Source organism: Tsuneonella sp. CC-YZS046 (assembly GCF_035581365.1).
Taxonomy (GTDB): Bacteria; Pseudomonadota; Alphaproteobacteria; order Sphingomonadales; family Sphingomonadaceae; genus JAWKXU01.
In genome coordinates, this window is sequence record NZ_CP141590.1 from 2,296,323 (window position 1) to 2,314,092 (window position 17,770).

Annotated in this window: 16 protein-coding genes; 6 read left to right on the forward strand and 10 right to left on the reverse strand. The window is 63.5% G+C overall.

Annotation, left to right across the window (positions count from 1 at the left end; translation table 11 throughout):
- Positions 1 to 37 precede the first annotated feature (37 nt).
- Both U8326_RS11270 and pgmG read left to right on the forward strand, forming a co-directional pair.
- Positions 38 to 577 carry a sugar transferase gene (locus U8326_RS11270; protein ID WP_324740380.1) on the forward strand — a complete coding sequence of 180 codons (540 nt, stop codon included), beginning with the start codon at positions 38 to 40 and terminating at the stop codon, positions 575 to 577.
- A gap of 73 nt (positions 578 to 650) precedes the next feature.
- Positions 651 to 2,030 carry a phosphoglucomutase/phosphomannomutase PgmG gene (pgmG, locus tag U8326_RS11275; protein WP_324740381.1) on the forward strand — a complete coding sequence of 460 codons (1,380 nt, stop codon included), beginning with the start codon at positions 651 to 653 and terminating at the stop codon, positions 2,028 to 2,030.
- A gap of 25 nt (positions 2,031 to 2,055) precedes the next feature.
- On the opposite strand, the gene U8326_RS11280 is transcribed toward pgmG, so the two are convergent.
- From U8326_RS11280 to U8326_RS11320, 9 genes are all read right to left on the reverse strand, one after another.
- Positions 2,056 to 2,307: a hypothetical protein gene (locus tag U8326_RS11280; RefSeq protein ID WP_324740382.1), complete on the reverse strand. Its 252-nt coding sequence runs from the start codon at positions 2,305 to 2,307 to the stop codon at positions 2,056 to 2,058.
- Positions 2,308 to 2,364: 57 nt separating this feature from the next.
- Positions 2,365 to 4,158, reverse strand: a complete 1,794-nt coding sequence (locus tag U8326_RS11285; RefSeq protein ID WP_324740384.1) for an ABC transporter ATP-binding protein — start codon at positions 4,156 to 4,158, stop codon at positions 2,365 to 2,367.
- A complete protein-coding gene (locus tag U8326_RS11290) occupies positions 4,139 to 5,071 on the reverse strand; it encodes a hypothetical protein (RefSeq protein WP_324740385.1) in 933 nt (310 codons plus the stop codon). The genes U8326_RS11285 and U8326_RS11290 overlap by 20 nt, the downstream gene beginning before the upstream one ends.
- Positions 5,068 to 6,936 carry an asparagine synthase-related protein gene (locus U8326_RS11295; RefSeq protein ID WP_324740386.1) on the reverse strand — a complete coding sequence of 623 codons (1,869 nt, stop codon included), beginning with the start codon at positions 6,934 to 6,936 and terminating at the stop codon, positions 5,068 to 5,070. The genes U8326_RS11290 and U8326_RS11295 overlap by 4 nt, the downstream gene beginning before the upstream one ends.
- On the reverse strand, positions 6,937 to 7,365 hold the full coding sequence (locus tag U8326_RS11300; RefSeq protein WP_324740387.1) for a lasso peptide biosynthesis B2 protein: 429 nt from the start codon (positions 7,363 to 7,365) through the stop codon (positions 6,937 to 6,939).
- A complete protein-coding gene (locus U8326_RS11305) occupies positions 7,358 to 7,642 on the reverse strand; it encodes a PqqD family protein (protein ID WP_324740388.1) in 285 nt (94 codons plus the stop codon). The genes U8326_RS11300 and U8326_RS11305 overlap by 8 nt, the downstream gene beginning before the upstream one ends.
- Before the next feature lie 109 nt (positions 7,643 to 7,751).
- Positions 7,752 to 7,901 (reverse strand): lasso RiPP family leader peptide-containing protein, encoded by a 150-nt coding sequence (locus U8326_RS11310; RefSeq protein ID WP_324740389.1) that lies wholly within the window; start codon positions 7,899 to 7,901, stop codon positions 7,752 to 7,754.
- A 266-nt stretch (positions 7,902 to 8,167) separates the two neighbouring features.
- Positions 8,168 to 9,337 (reverse strand): nucleotidyltransferase family protein, encoded by a 1,170-nt coding sequence (locus tag U8326_RS11315; RefSeq protein WP_324740390.1) that lies wholly within the window; start codon positions 9,335 to 9,337, stop codon positions 8,168 to 8,170.
- Entirely contained in the window at positions 9,330 to 10,325 is a 996-nt protein-coding gene (locus tag U8326_RS11320) for an endonuclease/exonuclease/phosphatase family protein (RefSeq protein ID WP_324740391.1), read from the reverse strand. Before U8326_RS11320 ends, U8326_RS11315 begins: the two co-directional genes overlap by 8 nt.
- A 256-nt stretch (positions 10,326 to 10,581) precedes the next feature.
- Here U8326_RS11320 and U8326_RS11325 point away from each other — a divergent pair, with 256 nt between their 5' ends.
- Genes U8326_RS11325 through U8326_RS11340 form a run of 4 tightly spaced genes read left to right on the forward strand, consistent with a single transcriptional unit; the run spans position 10,582 to position 16,693 of the window.
- Positions 10,582 to 11,763 (forward strand): outer membrane beta-barrel protein, encoded by a 1,182-nt coding sequence (locus U8326_RS11325; RefSeq protein ID WP_324740393.1) that lies wholly within the window; start codon positions 10,582 to 10,584, stop codon positions 11,761 to 11,763.
- Between the two features lie 42 nt (positions 11,764 to 11,805).
- Positions 11,806 to 14,064: a polysaccharide biosynthesis tyrosine autokinase gene (locus U8326_RS11330; RefSeq protein WP_324740394.1), complete on the forward strand. Its 2,259-nt coding sequence runs from the start codon at positions 11,806 to 11,808 to the stop codon at positions 14,062 to 14,064.
- Positions 14,061 to 15,230: a glycosyltransferase gene (locus U8326_RS11335; RefSeq protein WP_324740395.1), complete on the forward strand. Its 1,170-nt coding sequence runs from the start codon at positions 14,061 to 14,063 to the stop codon at positions 15,228 to 15,230. The genes U8326_RS11330 and U8326_RS11335 overlap by 4 nt, the downstream gene beginning before the upstream one ends.
- On the forward strand, positions 15,227 to 16,693 hold the full coding sequence (locus U8326_RS11340) for a glycoside hydrolase (RefSeq protein WP_324740396.1): 1,467 nt from the start codon (positions 15,227 to 15,229) through the stop codon (positions 16,691 to 16,693). The genes U8326_RS11335 and U8326_RS11340 overlap by 4 nt, the downstream gene beginning before the upstream one ends.
- Here the strand turns inward: U8326_RS11340 and U8326_RS11345 are convergent.
- Complete coding sequence (locus tag U8326_RS11345; protein WP_324740397.1) at positions 16,641 to 17,732, reverse strand: glycosyltransferase family 1 protein; 1,092 nt, start codon at positions 17,730 to 17,732, stop codon at positions 16,641 to 16,643. The two genes, U8326_RS11340 and U8326_RS11345, sit on opposite strands and share 53 nt — an antisense overlap.
- Between the last annotated feature and the right edge of the window lie 38 nt (positions 17,733 to 17,770).

The following is a 17,770-nucleotide window of genomic DNA, read 5'->3' on the forward strand; positions in this document are numbered from 1 at the left end:
GGTTTCCCTGGTCGCGATCATTCTTTTCCTTCCCTTGATGATGACCGTCTTCCTGCTGGTCAAGGCGACCAGCTCCGGGCCGGGGCTGTTCTGCCAGCAGCGCGTCGGGCGCGATGGCCAGTTGTTCCCCTGCCTCAAGTTCCGCACCATGGTGCCGGACGCGCAGCAGCAGCTCGAACGGCTGCTGGCGGAATCGGAAGAAGCCCGGCTCGAATGGGAAAGGGACCAGAAGCTCAGATACGATCCCCGGATAACGGCGATCGGCGGCTTCCTTCGCAGGACGAGCCTGGATGAGCTGCCCCAGCTGTTCAACGTGCTGATCGGCCATATGAGCATCGTCGGGCCACGCCCGATCGTCCAGGGCGAAATCGTTCGCTACGGCCCGCGCTTTGCAGCCTATTGCACCGTGCGCCCGGGGCTTACCGGCCTGTGGCAGGTGAGCGGGCGGAACGACGTGTCCTATGCCCGGCGGGTCAGGCTGGATTCCTTCTATGCCCGGCGGCAATCGCTCGCATTGAACGTATCCATCTGTTTCCAGACGGTTCCGGCCATTCTCAGTTCGCGCGGCTGCTACTGAACGTAGCACTCCGCGCCGGGCGAAGGTCACTTCCCCCCAGCCTTCGCCCGTCGCGCTTTTGCAGAGGAATCCCTTGACCCACAATTTCAATCTTTCCGCCCTCCGCGAATACGACATCCGCGGCATTGTGGGTCAGACCATCGACGAAACCGATGCCTGGGCGATCGGCCGGTCGTTCGGATCGATCCTGCGCAGGCGCGGCGGCACCCGGGTAGCGCTGGGCTACGATGGCAGGCTGACTTCGCCGCTGCTGGCGGCCGCCCTTACCAGGGGCCTGACGCAAACCGGCTGCAGCGTCATCGAAGTAGGGCTGGGGCCGACGCCGATGCTGTATTACGCCGAAGCCGAACTGCCGGTGGATGCCGGCATCCAGGTGACCGGCAGCCATAACCCGGCCGAATACAACGGTTTCAAGATGGTCATGAACCATGCCAGCTTCTTCGGCGAGGACATCCAGCTGCTGGGCCGCGTGGCCGCCGCCGGAGACTGGGAGAGCGGGGAAGGCGAAATCATCTCCCACGACATCGAGGACGCCTATCTCGACCGTCTCCTGCAGGGGCTTTCCTTCAAGCCGCACCGCATGGCCTGGGATGCCGGCAATGGCGCGGCCGGCCGCATCATCGAACGGCTGGCCGAAGTGCTGCCCGGCGAGCATCACCTGCTCTACACGGAAATAGACGGCCGTTTCCCCAATCATCATCCAGACCCCACCGAAGAGCACAACCTTGCCGACCTCCAGAAGCTGGTCGCGGGCAAGGAGCTGGAATTCGGCTTCGCGTTCGATGGCGACGGGGACCGCATCGGCGCGGTGGATTCGCTGGGCCGGGTCGTGTGGGGCGATCAGCTGCTGTCCATCCTGGCCGAGCCCGTACTGCAACGCCACCCCGGCGCCACCATCATCGGCGACGTCAAGGCCAGCCAGGCGCTATACGATCGGCTGGCCGAACTGGGCGCGCAACCGCTGATGTGGAAGACCGGACACAGCCTTATCAAGACCAAGATGAAGGAAACCGGCAGTCCGCTGGCCGGGGAAATGAGCGGCCATATCTTCTTCGGCGACCGCTGGTACGGCTTTGATGACGCGATCTACGCAGCCTTGCGCTCGATCGAAGCGATCGACATGCTGGGCGGCTCGCTCACCGCCCTGAAATCGGCCATGCCGTCGATGGTCAACACCCCAGAAATGCGGTTCGACGTGGATGCGGATCGCAAGTTCGCGGTGATCGACGAAGTTCTGCAACGCCTCGAAGAGAGCGGAGCCGATGTGGACCGTACTGACGGCGCGCGGGTCAGCACCCGGAACGGATGGTGGCTGCTGCGCGCTTCCAACACCCAGGAAGTGCTGGTGGCCCGCGCCGAAGCGCCGGATCAGGAAACGCTCAAGCTCCTGCTGAAGGATATAGATGAACAACTCGAAGCATCCGGCGTGAAACGCGCCGAAGCGGTTCATTGAGGCGAGGCGCAAACCCAACCGGACGTCAAATCCAACCGGACAGGGCCGCAATCAGCCACCACAAGGCCAGGCTGAAGACCAGGCCGATGCCCCACCATCCCCAATGGATAGGCGGCGCGCCCAACTGGCTCTGGCGGACCGAAGACTGGGTGGCGGGTGCAGGCATTGGGGAGTCTCCGTCCGGTTCCTGCCCGTCCTTATGCGCCGAATTTGCAAAGCCTTGGTAAACGTCCGGACGATCGTCCGGGGCATCCTCCAGCTTCGACTGATCTGACATTCGGCACCGCTCCTCTACGGCGGTGCGACTTTCCTCTTGAACTGGCGCCCCTGCCGATCAAGTAGCGCTATAGGCGAAATCGCCCTCGGCGTCGATGACTTCTCTGATATGGCCGGATTCGCTGGCGATCATCGCGTCCAGAGAGCCTGCGGCGGTCACTTCGCCATTCTCCAGCACGATAACATGATCGGCGAAGCTGACCATGGACGGCCGGTGCGCCACCGCGACCACCGTCATGCTGTCGCGCAAGCCGGCAATCGCCTGGGCGACCCGCCGCTGGCTCAACGCATCGAGCGCGCTGGTGGCTTCATCGAGAATGAGCAGATCCGGTTTGCGCAGCAAGGCGCGGGCAATGGCAATGCGCTGGCGCTCGCCCCCCGAAAGGCCCCGTCCCCGGTCGCCGATGCGATGTTCCAGCCCACCGGGAAGCATCCTCACGAAAGTCGCAGCATCGGCAATCTGCAGCGCGGCCCAAAGTTCGGAGTCGGTTGCTTCCTGCCGGGCCAACCGCAGGTTCTCGGCGATGGTCGCGTTGAACAGGAAGGTTTCCTGCGGAACATAGGCCACCCGCCCGCGCCACCCCTGGCAATTGCCGACCTCCAGCACGTCATCGTCCACCGCGATTTCGCCTTCATCCGGCTCGATCAGGCCGAGAATGAGATCGACCAGGGTCGACTTGCCGCTGCCGGTCGGGCCGACCAGCGCGGTTATGGAGTGGGCCGGGATGGTCACATCGATATGGCTGAGCGCGTTCTTGTTCGCATCCTGATAGCGGTAGCTGACATCCCGAAGGCGCAGGCAGCGGCGCAAACGCGGCGTCGGCAGACATTGTTGCGGGTTCTGCTCGGCATTGCTTTCCGCCGCATGCAAGGCCCCGAACATGGCTTCCACGCCGCCGATCTGGGTCAGCAATTCCTGCAGCGAGGTATGCAAGGTGACGATCCGGGGGGCGAGGCGCATATACAGGAACAGAAGCGCCACGATCTTGGCCAGCCCAAGCCCGGCATAACTCAGCGCGAACCAGACGAAGCCAGCCAGCGCGATGGCGGTCGACACCTGATAGATCGTCGTGCTGCGCGCCCGCACGACCACGAACCCGACGTTGCCGTTGCGTATCTCGCGCAGGATATCTTTCATCGCTCCGACATGCCGGTCCTCCAGCCCGAAGGCCTTGGCAGTGCGCAGGCCGTTGAAGAATTCGTCGGTGATCCGGAACTGCGTCTGGCGCGCCTCGACCAGCCGGCGGCCTTTCTGGAGGGTCTGACCGCGGCCGGGCAGCGTTATCAGCAGAAGTACCAGCCCGACCCCCATGGCCAGCAAAGTCATCTGCCATGACAGGAACAATGACAGGCAGGTCAGAATCGCGGCCATCGCCAGCGATTGCATGAAGGAAAGCAGAAGATTGATGGTCTGCAGCAGCCGGTCGCTGTCTCCCGTCACCACATGCGTCATGTCGGCGGTTCGCCAATTGCTTACGGCGGACCAGCGCGTGGCCGCCAGCGCGGCGAACAGCCGTGCGCTCATCCGTTCGGCAAAGCCGAAGGTCACTCTTGCATTGAAGGCTTCCTTGCGCTCCAGCGCCAGGGAGCGCAGCACGATCAGCACGACAAACGCCCCCAGCACCAGCGGCAGCGACGGCGTGAACCGGATTCCGACCAGGGGTATGGTCAGGGGCACGGCGCCCTTGCCCATCACATGCAGCAGCGGAATCAGCAGCGCAACAGACAAGGCTTCGGTCAGCGATCCGATCGTCTGCAGGAGCACTGCCTTGTCGAAATCCCGTCCGGTTTCCCGCCTTACCAGCGCGATCAGACGCGCGATGCGCAGCGGCTCAGGTGAAAGCGCGGGCATTTTCTGTCTCGCATGCGAGGAAGGGGCCCAATTGGGAAATTTCCTCCAGGCTGTGCTTCACGGTGAGAATATCCGCATCGATATGCAGCGCCAACGCCGCCGCGCGAGCGAACAGCCGCGCGGTCTGCGCCGGAACATTGGCAGCCGGCCCCAGCCTCGGATAATGGGAAAAGCGGATCAGCGCATGGAGCTTCTCGGGCTGGCTCAATGGCCTAATTGCATTGCGGGTTCCCCGCGCAAGGCAGTGTATCCTGCCCAGCGGAACCGCCGCTCGCGGCATCCGCGCCTTCAGGCGAACGCGAGACTTGCCTGCCGTATAGCAACCGTCATCGGGCTGCAGCACAGTGTATGATCCTTTCGGGAAGGATGAAAACATGTGCTTGTCCAGCTTCATCGCGGGATAGCCGGGGCGCACGACAAGCTGCCCCGAAGAAAGCCGCTCTATCGCCACGACATCGTCGGAAATCAGCGGAAATCCGGATGCGATCAGCGCCGCCGCCGTGGTGGATTTGCCCGAACCCTTGTCCCCCAGGAAAACATGGGCCGTGCCGCCGATCATCACGGCGCTGCCGTGCAGCACCAGCAATCCCTGGCGGTGCAGCAGAACGGAGAAAACCGGGCCCAGCAGCGGCATGCCGATCAGGCGACGGTCGAATTGCGGTTCGACATCGACTTCAATCGCAGTGGGATTGCGCACCAGGAAGCGTCCCACATCCTGAAACTCGATCAAATCGCCGTCCGGAGTGATCCGGTAGTTCCGGAAATCGTCGAAGCGAAAGACGGAGCCGGGAATATCAGCCCGCCTTATCGTCAGCTCCGGCCTGGACGGCACAACGGCCTCGGCTTCGAGCACCTCGAAATCCGAGCCGATCGTCAGCCCATAGGCACGGAAATGAAAGCCGGCCCCACTCATTCCGCCGCCTCGGGCAGATGTTGATGGAATGCATAGGGCATCAGGCCGCGCTGGTGTTCGAGCCAACGCCCCAACACCACCGCCCGCCAGATCTGCTGGAACTTCGCACCTTCGAGAGTTCCTTCCTGCCGCAGTGTCCGCCAGCTTGCCCGCAGGCCATCCATGTCGGCGAAACGCGCCAATTCCCCGGCATCGGCCTGAAGACTCCGCTCGACCAGTTCACCATGCCGGGCCAGCATCGAACTGCGGATGCGGTCGGTAAAATCGAACTTGTCTAACCGCGTGGCGACGGCGGGCGGCAGCAGGCCAGCCATCGCCTTGCGCAGGATCAACCGGGAAACTCCGTTCGCCCATTTCTCGCTGGCCGGAACCGTAACGCAAAAGCTCACTAGATCGACATCCATGAATGGCATGCGGATCTCGACCCCCGCCGCAGCGGCATTGTGATCGAGCGCTTCCAGCGCATGCGCGAACAACGGAGCGGACAGCTTGCTGAGGTGCGCGGCCTGCTCGGTGGGACGCGGGCGACCATCGGGCGCATAACGGACGGGGTCATCCACCCGGCGCTTCCGCTTGAGCAGCCAGCCCGCCCGGCGGCGCCAGCCCCGCAGCCCCCATCGGCGGACCAGCCGCCAGAACCGCTTGCCGCGCTCGGGCCGCAAATCCTCCGAAGCGCCCAATTCCCGCCAAAGCCGCAGCCAGCGGCCGCTTTCCGCAAGCTCCTGAAAGATGCTATTGCCGTATGACACGACTTCGTCACCGCCATTGCCATCCAGCAGGATGCGAACATCGCTCTGCTGCGAAATGGTGCGTATGAAATATCGCAACGTGGCCATGTTCGGACCCAGGATCGGCTGGTCCTGCTCCGCAACGATCGCGTCGCAATCGTCAAAGGCGGAAATGCCCGACCCATCCACACGATGGGCATGAAAACCGAACCTGTCTTCCACTGCCGCGATGTATTCGGATTCGTCCACTCCCCCGTCGAACACCAATGAGAACACCGGGACATCGCCCAGCTTCCGATCGGCCTGGCCCGATCCGATCACCGAGACGATGGACGAGGAATCCAGACCGCCGCTCAACAGCGCGCCCAACGGCCGCGTCGTGCGCAGCCGCCGGTCGACGGCCTGCCTGAACAGGGTCCTGAAATCGGCCGCCGCGTCACGCCGGCGAACCGGCAAACCGGGATTCAGCGACCAGTAGCGTGTGACCTTGAAGCCATTTCGATCGGCCCAGCCATGATGGCCCGGCAGCAATCGATACACCCCTTCGAAGGCAGTGAGTTCCGGCCGGTGTCCGCCACGGTCGCCATCCACGAAACCGGCAATGGTCTGTTCCCTAACGTCGAACGGCGCCTGGGCCATGGCCTGCAGCCCCTTGATCTCCGAAGCGAAATGGAATGCCCCCGCCGCCTGACGCCAGAACAGGGGCTTCACGCCAAAGTGATCCCTGCAGAGGAACAGCCCGGCCCTGGACGGGTCCCATATCGCGAAGGCGAAATCGCCGCGCAGCAGAGCCGGCAGACCATCGCCGAAATGCCGGTAGGCGGCCAGCAGCAGCACCTTGTCGTGGCAATGCCGCCATTCGAAATCCGGAGATGCCCCGCTATCGCGCAGCGCGGCCAGCAATGCATCCCGATTGTCGAGGCGGCCATCGAAGCTCAGCACGTAACCGTCCCGGTCGATATGCATGCCATTGCAGCCGGTGTCGAACAGGCCGTGGCCCAGCACAACGGTATCGCCCGGATATAGCGAGAATCCGTCCGGGCCGCGATGCGCCATGGCATCAAGCCCGGCCTGCACCTGGCAGGAAAGCGTCGACCGATCGGAAGCCGGGGTCAGGATGCCGCAGACCCCGCTCATTCACCGCGCTCCGATCAAGGGCGAAAACGCGGCAAGCTCGGTTTGCGTGCCGCCCAGCACGATCTCATCGCCGCTGATGAGCCAGGCATGGGCGTCGAAGGGTTTGTCCGCGGTCTTGCGCACGCCGACATGGATTTCAGAGCCATGGCCCTTCAATGCCAGCATCCGTTGCCCGGCCATGGCGCGGACAAGGCAAGTCGGCCGCAAGACGAAACGCGCGGCCTGATCGACCGACCAGGCAATCCGGCGCGCAAGGGCGGTCGGAGCCTGTGCTTCCCGAGCCGTTGCGGCACAGCCTTCTCTCGGATCGCCGAAACCCTTCAGGCTCAGAAGAATGCGGGCTTGCCAAAGATAGCAGAACGCTAGCCCCAGCAGCCACTTTTCGCGCCAGAGCAACGACAGCAACGCCGGGCGGTGCAGTTCAGGCATGTTCGCGCTCTTCGATCAGGCCAGCGCCCGCCATCGCGCCGATCCAATCGGCGACATCGGCTTCGGCCACATCCGGGCTTACCTCGAATGCGCCGGTAAGCGCCGAACAGAGCGCGGAAAAATCCGCGCCCTTGAGTAATTCGCCCCACAGGAAATAGCCGGTGCCTGCCAGCGAGTAATATACGTTCTTCGTGGTGTCGAGCAGCGCCGCCCCATCATCGAGATCGCTGTAAATGACGCTGGCAGCCGGCCGCCAGGCTTTCTCCGCTGTTTCCATCACCTGCTCCAGACCCGTGACATGAAAACGCCGAAAGATATTCGGGGGGCCAGGACCGGGGCCCCACCCCCCGAATCAAGTTCCACCCAAAAGGCGGCCTGATCTGGGATCAGGAAAAAGTGAGATCACCCCGCGGAGTGTTTGCCGGAAAAGGGAAATCGGTGAAGTCCCCATCCGTACCACCGAGAGTGATTTCTTCAAACGAACCAATCTGGCTCACTTCTGGTTTTTGGTAGGCTTGTTTTTTGGAAGTCTGCATAACACTTACCTTCCTGAATTTGGGTTAGGCACGACGCTTCACCCAGCACAAAGGCTCTCATGGTGCGCCGCATGAGTCAATATGTTGCGACGCACAAACGAGATGGCTTGAACTTGGCTATTTACCTTTTGTTTCCCATTAAGGGACAGGAAATACGGCAGTTCGTTTTAAATGTGCGATAGTGTGCATATGCAATATCTCCGATTCGAATCGAGAATCCGAGTCGGAACGATGCAATCCGCAGGGAAAGGGCGGGCAGCCGGATTCTAGCGCCGATGGCGCACAAGCCACGCCAAGGGACGATTGAACCATATAGGCACTTTTCCGCCCGTGGCATCCTGGTCGCGCGACATATCCGTCAGGTCGAACGCCAATTCCGCGGCCAGATAGGCCGGCTTGCACCACAGGAGATAATGGCTTGCGTTCTTTATCGACGTGCCGAAGCGCGTGGCTTCCAGCTCGGTCGCGCCTTCGCCATTCAGCGCCCGCCGCGCTGCCGCCACGAGCAGACGGACACTCAGCGGAGCGGCCTTGCGCCCCACCGGATGCTCCGTCTCGAACAATTCGCTACACAGGAGGAATGCTTGCCGCAACGCACGCTCGGCGGGTTGTTTTCTTTGCCGGCTCAGGAGAGCGCTGGTGCCCTCCGGCCCGAGTTTGCGGGCGATTATGGCCATGTCCAGCAGCCATTTCAGTCGGGACCAGGCGTGGAGGGCGCCATGCAGCGCGAGGTATGCCGGCTCATCCTCCTCGCCCAATGTCATCACTTCCACCTGCCCGAACAGCCTGACGGCACGCGCGCGGCGCATGATGCCGGGATCGCACAAGGTGCGATTGTCGAACAGGCGATGGTGCAGTTCCACGACCGTTCCGTTGGACGGCAGGATGTAGACCCAATCCTTGCTGCGCTTCACCCATCGGGCCAGTTCATCGGATGGCGGATCGCCCTCAGGCTCCACCCTGCGATAGCCGAGCGCGGTCAAGGCGCCATGGCCGCGATCCAGATCGCCGGGCGAGACAACAAGGTCGATGTCGTGGTTGACGCGCAGGCCCATGCGCCCATGCCCTTCCGAAGACAGCACCATGCCCTTGATGACCAGAAAAGGAACGGTTTCCCCGTCCAGTGCGGCCTTGATCCGGCACAATTCGCCGAACATCGCCATTTCATGAAACAGGGCAGCCTTGGCTTCCCGGCGGAACTCGGCCGCGACCGGCGCGGGCACACCGGCGGCCGGCCCCAGCGCCTCCAGCCGGTGCGCGGCAAGGGGCACCACGCGGTGCCTGCGGGCATGGGCCAGGACCTCCGCCCAGTCCACATCGCCCAGCGCCTCGATGCGCCGGAGCCTGACAGGGTCCGCATCTGCGATCCATGGATCGGTCAGCGCGAGAAGCGCCCGGAAAGCCTCGCTGCCCCGAGGCGGGCGGCGATCAGCCACCGCAATCTCCTACATCTATGTCCGTGACGATCGGGAAATGGTCGGAACCCAGCGCCGGGCCGCGGCGCACCGATACAGGGTCCAGGCACGGGCCGAGATAGACCTGATCGAGCGGCAGGCGCAGCACGCCGGCCGGCGCATTCGTCGGCCATGTGCCGATCGCGCCCGATGCGAGCCGCAACTCTCCACCCGCGCTCAGCCGGCGCATGGCGAAGGTCCAGGGCGCGGAGTTGAAATCGCCCGCGAGAATCCCCCGGCGCCCGACCGTGGCGGCCGCATTGGAAAGCTCGCCCCAATATTGCTCCTGCTGGCCCAGCGGCCAGGGGCGATCGAAGTGGACGCCGGTTATCGGAATGGTTCGCCCCGCGATCTCGAAATGCGCGGCGACAGCGGAAAGGGTCTGCCGGTTTTCCGGATCGCCGCTGGCCAGAGGCCACACATCCTTCGCGGGCTGGCGGGCAAGGATCACGGTCGAGCAGTAACCGGACCCGGCACAATTGTAGGAATAGGGATAGTGCTGCCTGAGCCGGGCCACTGCCGGAAGGTTGCTCCGGAACGCTTCGAGCAGGATCACGAAATCGGCATCCTGCCCGATGATCCAGTCCATCGCCGCCTCCGGATCGGGATTGGCCTTGTACATGTTGAAGCTCACGACGCGGATGCGCGTAGCGTCGGAAGCGCTGGCCGAACCGGGTATCAGCGGCCCGAGCAGCGCCACGGCCATGGCTGCATAGCCCAGCAGGAGCGCAAGCGCCGCCGATCTCGCGGCACGGCGGCTGAACCAGGCAATGACGCATAATATCGCCAGGCCCAGCGCCAGCCAATACGGCGCGACGATATTCGTGCTGTCGGCCCGGTATGAAACCGCGCCCAGAAGAGAAATGCCCAGCATCAGCCCGCAACCGGCAAGCAAGAGCATCCTCAGCAGCGAAGAAGCGACGCCGCTCCCCTTCGACATGGCGCTGTCCCCATTCAGATACCGTTTCATCCTGCCACACAAATAGGGCGTTGCAACTTTTTTGTGCATTGCAACAATAGCGCGATAGGATAAGCTTCCAACCGTAAATCAAGTAACATGAGCTGGATCCGACTTGATGGTCAGGACTCTGCCGAATCAAGGTGTTGTAGAAAAAAAGTGGCGCATCGCCAACAATGCGACTCGCTTCGCCGTGGTCGCTTGCGGGCCGTCGATCCTGTTCTGGGGCGGCGCTCTCCTCCCTCTCGATGTTGCAATTGCACAAGACATGCACGGCTCCGAGCCAGCGGACACGGCAGGCAACCGGGCGCAGCCGGCCTATGACGCGGTGGGCATCCGGCTGGGAAGCATTCGCGTCCTGCCGACCCTGGGCCTGACCGGCAGCTGGGACAGCAATGTCCTGGCCAGTTCGGACGATGCGGTGTCGGATTTTTCCGCGACCCTGGTTCCCGCGGTGCGCGCGGAATGGAACAACCCCCGTCGCCAGATCTCCCTGAATGGGGAGATGCGCATCCGCCGCTATGCCGAACTCCACCGCCAGAACGACGAGCAATACCGCGCCCAGGCAGCCGCCCGCTTCGAGATTTCCGACAATACCGCCATCTCGGCCAATCTCGGCTGGGCGAACGTCACCGCCACGCGCGGCACATTCGAGAACGGCTTCCAGGTCGGCGACCCGCTGCGGATGCGAGAAGTCAATGCGGATCTGAGCGTCCTGCAGCGGTTCAACCGGCTTACCGTGGTCGCCAGCGCCAGCGCATCCCGCTTCCGCTATGGCGACGTCCGCCTCGACGATGGAACGTCGATCGATCAATCCTTCCGGAACGGGCACCAGATCGGCGGTTCCCTGCGGGCCAGATACGTGGTCGGCCCGCGCCTTTCCCTGGTATCCCGCGTCACCGCCAACAAGTTCGATTACAGCGATCCCGATCCGCTCACCAATCGTAACGCCACCGCCTATGCGGTGACGGGCGGCATAAGCTATGAGCTGACCCAGCTGCTCGAAGCGGAAGTCGACGCCGGCATCCAGAAGCACAATTTCCGCAATCCGGCCTTCGGCGATATTTCCGGCCTTGCCCTCAATGCCCGCCTGCGGTGGTATCCGACACCGCTTCTGACCGTCCGCTTCGATGTATCGCAGCGGACCACGACCAGTTCCTTCAATGCGACCAGCGCGGTCGCGGTGACTTCGGGGCGGCTTGCGGCCGATTACGAGCTGCGCCGCAACCTCCTGATCTCGGCCGACGTGAACTATTCCCATGAGAAATACGGGGCCGGCGACAATGTCTCGGGCCTGCTCACCCTGTCAGGCCAGGCGGCCTGGAAGGCGAATCGGTGGCTGCGTGTGACAGGCCGCGCCAGTTACGACCGGCGGGGGAGCAACTCGGATGTTACGATCCCCGAATTCGACGCGCTGCGCTTCATGCTGACGCTGACGGTGGCGCGATGAAAGCAAGGATGATCCGAAAGCGGATTGAAAGGTAGAAGACAGATGAACCTGCCCGAGCTGTTCGACGAGCCGAAAATTGCCCCGGCAACCAGCGGAATCGGCCGCGGTGTCGATACATCGATGGCCGAGCAGGAAAGTGAGCGGCTGAACTTCCGCCTTTTCCTCAATATGCTCCGCCGCCAGTCCAGGCTGTTCCTGAGCACCTTCGCGCTGCTGCTGACCTTCGGGGTTCTGATGACCCTGCTGCAGCCGAAGATGTATGAATCGAATGCGGTCGTTCTCCTGAAAAGCACCGACCAGAAGCTCGAGAAGCGGGTAACGGAGCGGGCCGATGAGGAAACCATGCAGGGCGATGCCGACGTTTCCACCCAGATCCAGATCATCGGATCGGTCGATCTGGCCAGGGACGTGGTGCGCAAGCTGAACCTGATCGAGGACCCGAAGGTCAATCCCTGGCTGGACCCGCAGCCTTCCCTGCTAGGCCGCCTGTTCGGAGCCGATCCCCAGCCGGTGGATCTGGCGAAACTTTCGCCCGAGCAGCGTGAGGCGATGGAAGCCAAGCTGGCGCAGATCGTGCGCTATGGCCTTGGGGCGGAGCGGCTCGGCACCGCCTATTCCGTCCGTATCGTCTATCGCAGTTCCGACCCCGAGGTGGCCGCGAAGATGGCCAATGCGTTCGCCACCGAATATGTCCAGTCGCAAGTCACCAGGAAGAAGGATGAAACCGCCGAGGCGGCGGAGTTCCTGTCCGCCAAGGTCGAGGAGCTTCGCAACCAGGCCACATCGGACTTCGCGGCAGTCCAGCATTATCGGGTGAGCCATGGCCTTCTCAGCAATGCGGCGACGGCGCTCACCGAGCAGGATATTTCCGTCTACAATCAGCAGACGGCATCCGCCCGCGCGGAGGCCGCCGCCGACATCGCCCGCCTTGCCACCGCCCGGCGCCAGCTGCAGGGCGGATCGACCGGCGATGACGTGGGCGAAGCGCTGTCTTCGTCGGTCGTCTCGTCCCTGCGCACCCAACGGGCGCAGATCGCCGCGCGCGTGGCCGATCTCTCGGCCCGCTATGGCAGCCGCCATCCGGAATTGCTGCGGGCCAAGGAAGAACTGGCCTCGGTCGACTCCCAGATCCAGGCCGAGATAGACCGGGTGATCTCCAACCTGGAAGCGAAGGCGGCCGTCTCCTCGGGCCGTCTCGCATCGCTCAATTCGACCCTGGGCTCAGCCAAGGGCGAGCTTGCCCGGAACAACAGCGCCTTGATTACTCTCGCCGATCTCCAGCGGCGCGCGGAGGCATCCCAGGGGCTCTATGAATCCTATCTCGCGCGCTATCGCGAGCTGATGGCGGGAAGCGGCACCGAGCAACCCGAGGCGAGAATACTGGCCGAAGCCCTGCCGGCGACCGCCCCCTACAGCCCCAATGTGATGCTCAATCTCATTCTGGCCGGCTTGTGCGGCATTGTCTTCGGGGTCATCCTCGCCCTTGCGGCGGAGATGCAATACAAGGGCCTGACCACGGCGGCGGACGTCGAGAAGAAGGTCGGGCTTCCCTATCTCGGCTTGACGCCCGACAACAAATCCATCGACCGTCACGCCCCGACGCCGCTCGACACACTCACCGAACAGCCCGATTCCGTGCTCGCGGAAGCGGTCCGGGGCATCCATGCCGCGACGCATATTCCCGTCGCCGGCAGAGGCCGGGTCCTGGCGATCACCTCCGCCCTGCCCGGCGAAGGCAAGACAGTCCTCTCGGCCATGCTCGGCAAGACCGCGGCGGATAGCGGCGTGAGCACGGTGATTGTGGATTGCGACATCATATTGCGCGGGCTCAGCCGGCTTTACGGCCTGAACCATGGCGCGGGCCTGCGGGAAATCGCAAATGGCGAGGAGACGCTGGATAACACCTTGCGCTTCATAGATGACAGGGATCACGCCATCCTGCCGATCACCTCCAGCGCCGAGGCGGGTGAGCGCCTGACCGCAAAGGGTGCGATCCAGGCAGTCGTCGCGCAACTCAAGGAACATTTCGACCTGGTCCTGCTCGATTGCCCGCCGCTGCTGGCAATCGCGGAGGCCAGAGAAATAGCGGCCATGGCCGATGGCGTTCTGCTGGCGGCGCACTGGCGCAAGACATCCAGCGATGCGGTGCGGGCCGCCGCCCGCCTCCTGCCGCCCCGCCTTTCCAACTTCACCGGCGTGGTTCTCAGCCGGGTCGACCTGCGCAAGCAGAATCGCTACGCGAATGACGAAACCGCGGCCTACGCATCGGCCTATCAGCGCTACATGACGGCGGCTGCATGAACGCGCCCTGCCAAATCGGCATGAAGGTCGCGGTCGTTCACTACTGGCTGGTGGGAATGCGCGGCGGCGAGCGCGTGCTCGAGCGTATCCTCCGCCTGTTCCCGGGGGCCGACATCTTCACCCATGTCTACGACCCGGACGCCGTTTCCGCATTCATACGCTCGCACCGCGTGCGGACGAGCTTCATCCAGAAGCTGCCGGGGGCGGTCAGGCACTACCAGAAATATCTGCCGCTCATGCCGATGGCTCTCGAGGAACTGGATCTGCGCGGCTACGATCTGGTGATCTCGAGCGAATCCGGACCCGCCAAGGGCATCCTGGCGCCGCCTGACGCCTTCCATCTCTGCTACTGCCATTCGCCCATGCGCTATTTGTGGGACCACTATCAGCCCTACAAGGAGATGTCCGGCCGATTGACGAGGATGGCGATGCCGTTCCTGTTCCGCAATCTGCGCCAGTGGGATACGACTTCCGCCCAGCGTCCCGACAAGATCCTCGCAAACAGCAGCTTCATCGCGCGCCGGGTGCGCAAATCCTGGGGCCGCGATGCGGATGTGGTGCATCCGCCGGTCGACGTGGACCTTTTCTCCCTGTCGGATGCGCCGGGCGATCATTATCTGTGGGTGGGCCAGATGACCCCCTACAAGCGCGCCGATCTGGTGGCGGACGCCTTCACTCGCCTGGGCCTTCCGCTGGTCATGGTCGGAACCGGCGAACTCTCGGCAGATATCGCGAAACGCGCCGGGCCGAATATCCGCATCGTCGACCGGCTGGATTTCGCGGATTTGCGGCGCGCCTATTCCGAATGCAAGGCGCTGATCTTTCCGCCGGAGGAAGACTTCGGCATCGTGCCGGTCGAAGCCAATGCCGCCGGGCGGCCCGTGATAGCCTATGGAAAGGGAGGCGCGATCGACTCCATCCGTCCGGGCGAAACCGGGCTGTTCTTCCGGCAGCAGACCGTCGAGGCGCTGATCGATGCGGTCGAGCAATTCGAGAAATGGCTGCCTGAATTCGATCCGCAGGCGGCCCGCGCCAATGCCCGGCGCTTCGCCCCGGACGTGTTCGACGGCAAGTTCATGGCCGCCGCGATGACTGGCCTGAACCGGGATGACGCTCCGGATATCCGCCCCCTGACAGACGCCGTGGAGCTGGCGGGCAAGCCATGATCCCCACATTCATCGGCCTCGTCACCGTGGCGATCGGCATATGGCTGCTGTTGCGGGGAACTCCGCTGCAACTGCTGTGCGCCATGCTCGCGATGGGGCTGTTCGAAGCCTCCGCCGCCGTGATCCTGACAGCCCTCAGCGGTTCTTCGATACCTCCTCCACGCTTCGCATTGGGGTTTCTGGCGCTGGCTGTCATCCAGCAGATTCAGACGCGATCGAGCCTGCTGCGCGAAGCCGTCGGCGCGAATCTGGCATTCGTGACCTTCGCCGCCTACGGCCTGATAAGCGCCTTTTTCCTTCCCAAGATCTTTGCCGGCCAGATCAATGTAGTGCCTATGCGGGCGGGTGGATTGCGTCACCTCACCGATACGCTGCCGTTGTTCTTCTCCGCCCAGAACATCACCACCGGCTTCTACATGGCGGGAACAGGCCTGACGGCAGTCTGCGCCTATATCGCCTGCCGCCTCTCGCCCAATGTCTCGCTGATCGTGAAGTTCTGTGTCGGGATCGCGCTTGTGCAAGCGGTCACGGGCATAATGGGCGTGGCGCTGAGCGGGACGCCATGGGATCTCGTCGTCGATTTCGTTCGCAACGGTTCCTACTCCCAGCTCAGGCAAGCGGCCGAAGGCTATGTCCGCATATCCGGATTCATGGCTGAGCCTTCCGCTTATTCCCGCCTGTCCATCCCATGGATGATACTGGCGTTCGAGCTGTGGCTGCGAAAAATTTCGCCGGCCTGGACAGGATTCGCCGCGCTTCTGCTGGCCGCCGTTCTCGTCCTGTCGACCTCATCAACGGCCTATATCGGGCTGGCCGGCTATGCCTTGCTGCTGGGCGCGCGTTTCGCGACATTGCCGCGCTATCTCGCCGCCGATCGCGTTGTTCCCCTGGCGATTTTCATGATGCTGGGCTTCATCATGATGCTGGGCCTGATCCTGTTCTACGGACCGGCGGCGGATGCCTTCGCCGAAATGGTCGATCAGATGACCGTCGGGAAATCGAGTTCCGATTCAGGCCAGCAGCGCATGTTCTGGGCCATGCAGGGCATCAACGCCTTCACCTTCTCCATGGGGCTGGGCATCGGCGCGGGCAGTTTCCGTTCATCCAGCCTTATCATGGCCATCATCGGCAGCATGGGGGTGATCGGCATCGTCACCTTCGTCGCAAGCTGCGCCGTATTGTTTCTCCCGCGCAAGCCGATGGAAGACAAGACCCGCCAGGCGATTTCGGAAGCGACCGCCTGGGCCGCGGTGGCAGGGCTGATCCCCGCCATGGTCATGCTGGGCGCACCCGATCCCGGCATGGAATTTGCCGCATTCGCCGGGATTTCGCTGGCCTTGCGCCGTCCCGCGCTGGAGCCGCTGGGCGCTCGCGCATCCAAACGCCAGGCCGATCGGGCGATATTGCCGCCTAAAGCGCCAGCAATTCCTCAATCAGGCGGTTGGCGGCGTTCCGCCAGGTGAACCCCGCCGCCCATTCGCGGCTCTTCTCCGACAGGTCCCGCCTCAGATCGGCATCGTCCGCGAGCTTCCGGATCGCCGCCACCCATTGATCCGGCGCATCGGGCGCCGCGTAGATCGCGGCCGATCCGCAGGCTTGCGGCAAGGCTCCGCAAGGCGCGACGACAGCGGGGCAGCCCGTGGTCATCGCTTCCAGCGGCGGCAGCCCGAAACCTTCCGTGGTGGATGGAAACCCGATGCAAAGCGCGGATGCATAAAGCGCGCGCAGTTCCGCATCGCTGACGCGCCCGGCGAAGAGGACGTTCTCCGGCACGTCATGCCCCAGGGCCGCGAAGTCGGCGGCGGTGTGTGAACCGAACAGGACCAGTTTCAGATCGCGCAGGGACGGATCGGCGAAGGCGCGCAGCAGCAGGCCGATATTCTTGTGCTGCTGGGTATTGGCCAGCCCGACGACATAGCCTTGCGGCCGCAATCCCAGCCGATCCAGGATTGCATCGTCCGGCGTGATGGCAAGGACATGATCCACCCCGTTCAGGATCACGCCGATCCGCTCCCTGGCAGACAGCCCGTATTGCTCAAGCTGTTCGCGGGAGAAGTCGGATACCGTGAGAATGCGCCGATGCCGCCGGCCCGCCAGCGGCTGATGGAGCCGATACCAGGAACGGAAACCGAAGCCGTAGCTTTGGGGCGTGATATGAACCTGGGCATCGTGGAACATGGTGACGGCGTTGCGGGCGGCCAACGGCCCGACGTTGCAGAGGCTCAGGATCAATCGGCCACGCGCGCGGGCAGGCAGGGTAATCTGCTCCCACGGAATGCCCTGGAGCGGCTGCACGACCCGGAACGGCACGCCAAGCGTGCGCGCCCGCGCGATGCCGGCGGTCGGGACCCAGACTTCGAGCGCAAGCTGACGCGAAAGCTGCGGGTCCTCTTCAATGATCGCAATGCTGTTTCGGACCAGTTCGCTGGCGACGCGATGCACGCCTGTCGATTCGGCGGTCAGGAACTTGCCATTGACCACCACCCGACGCGGATTTCTCACCTTGTGCTCCTCGCGATTGCCGCAGCAGCCAGCATTAT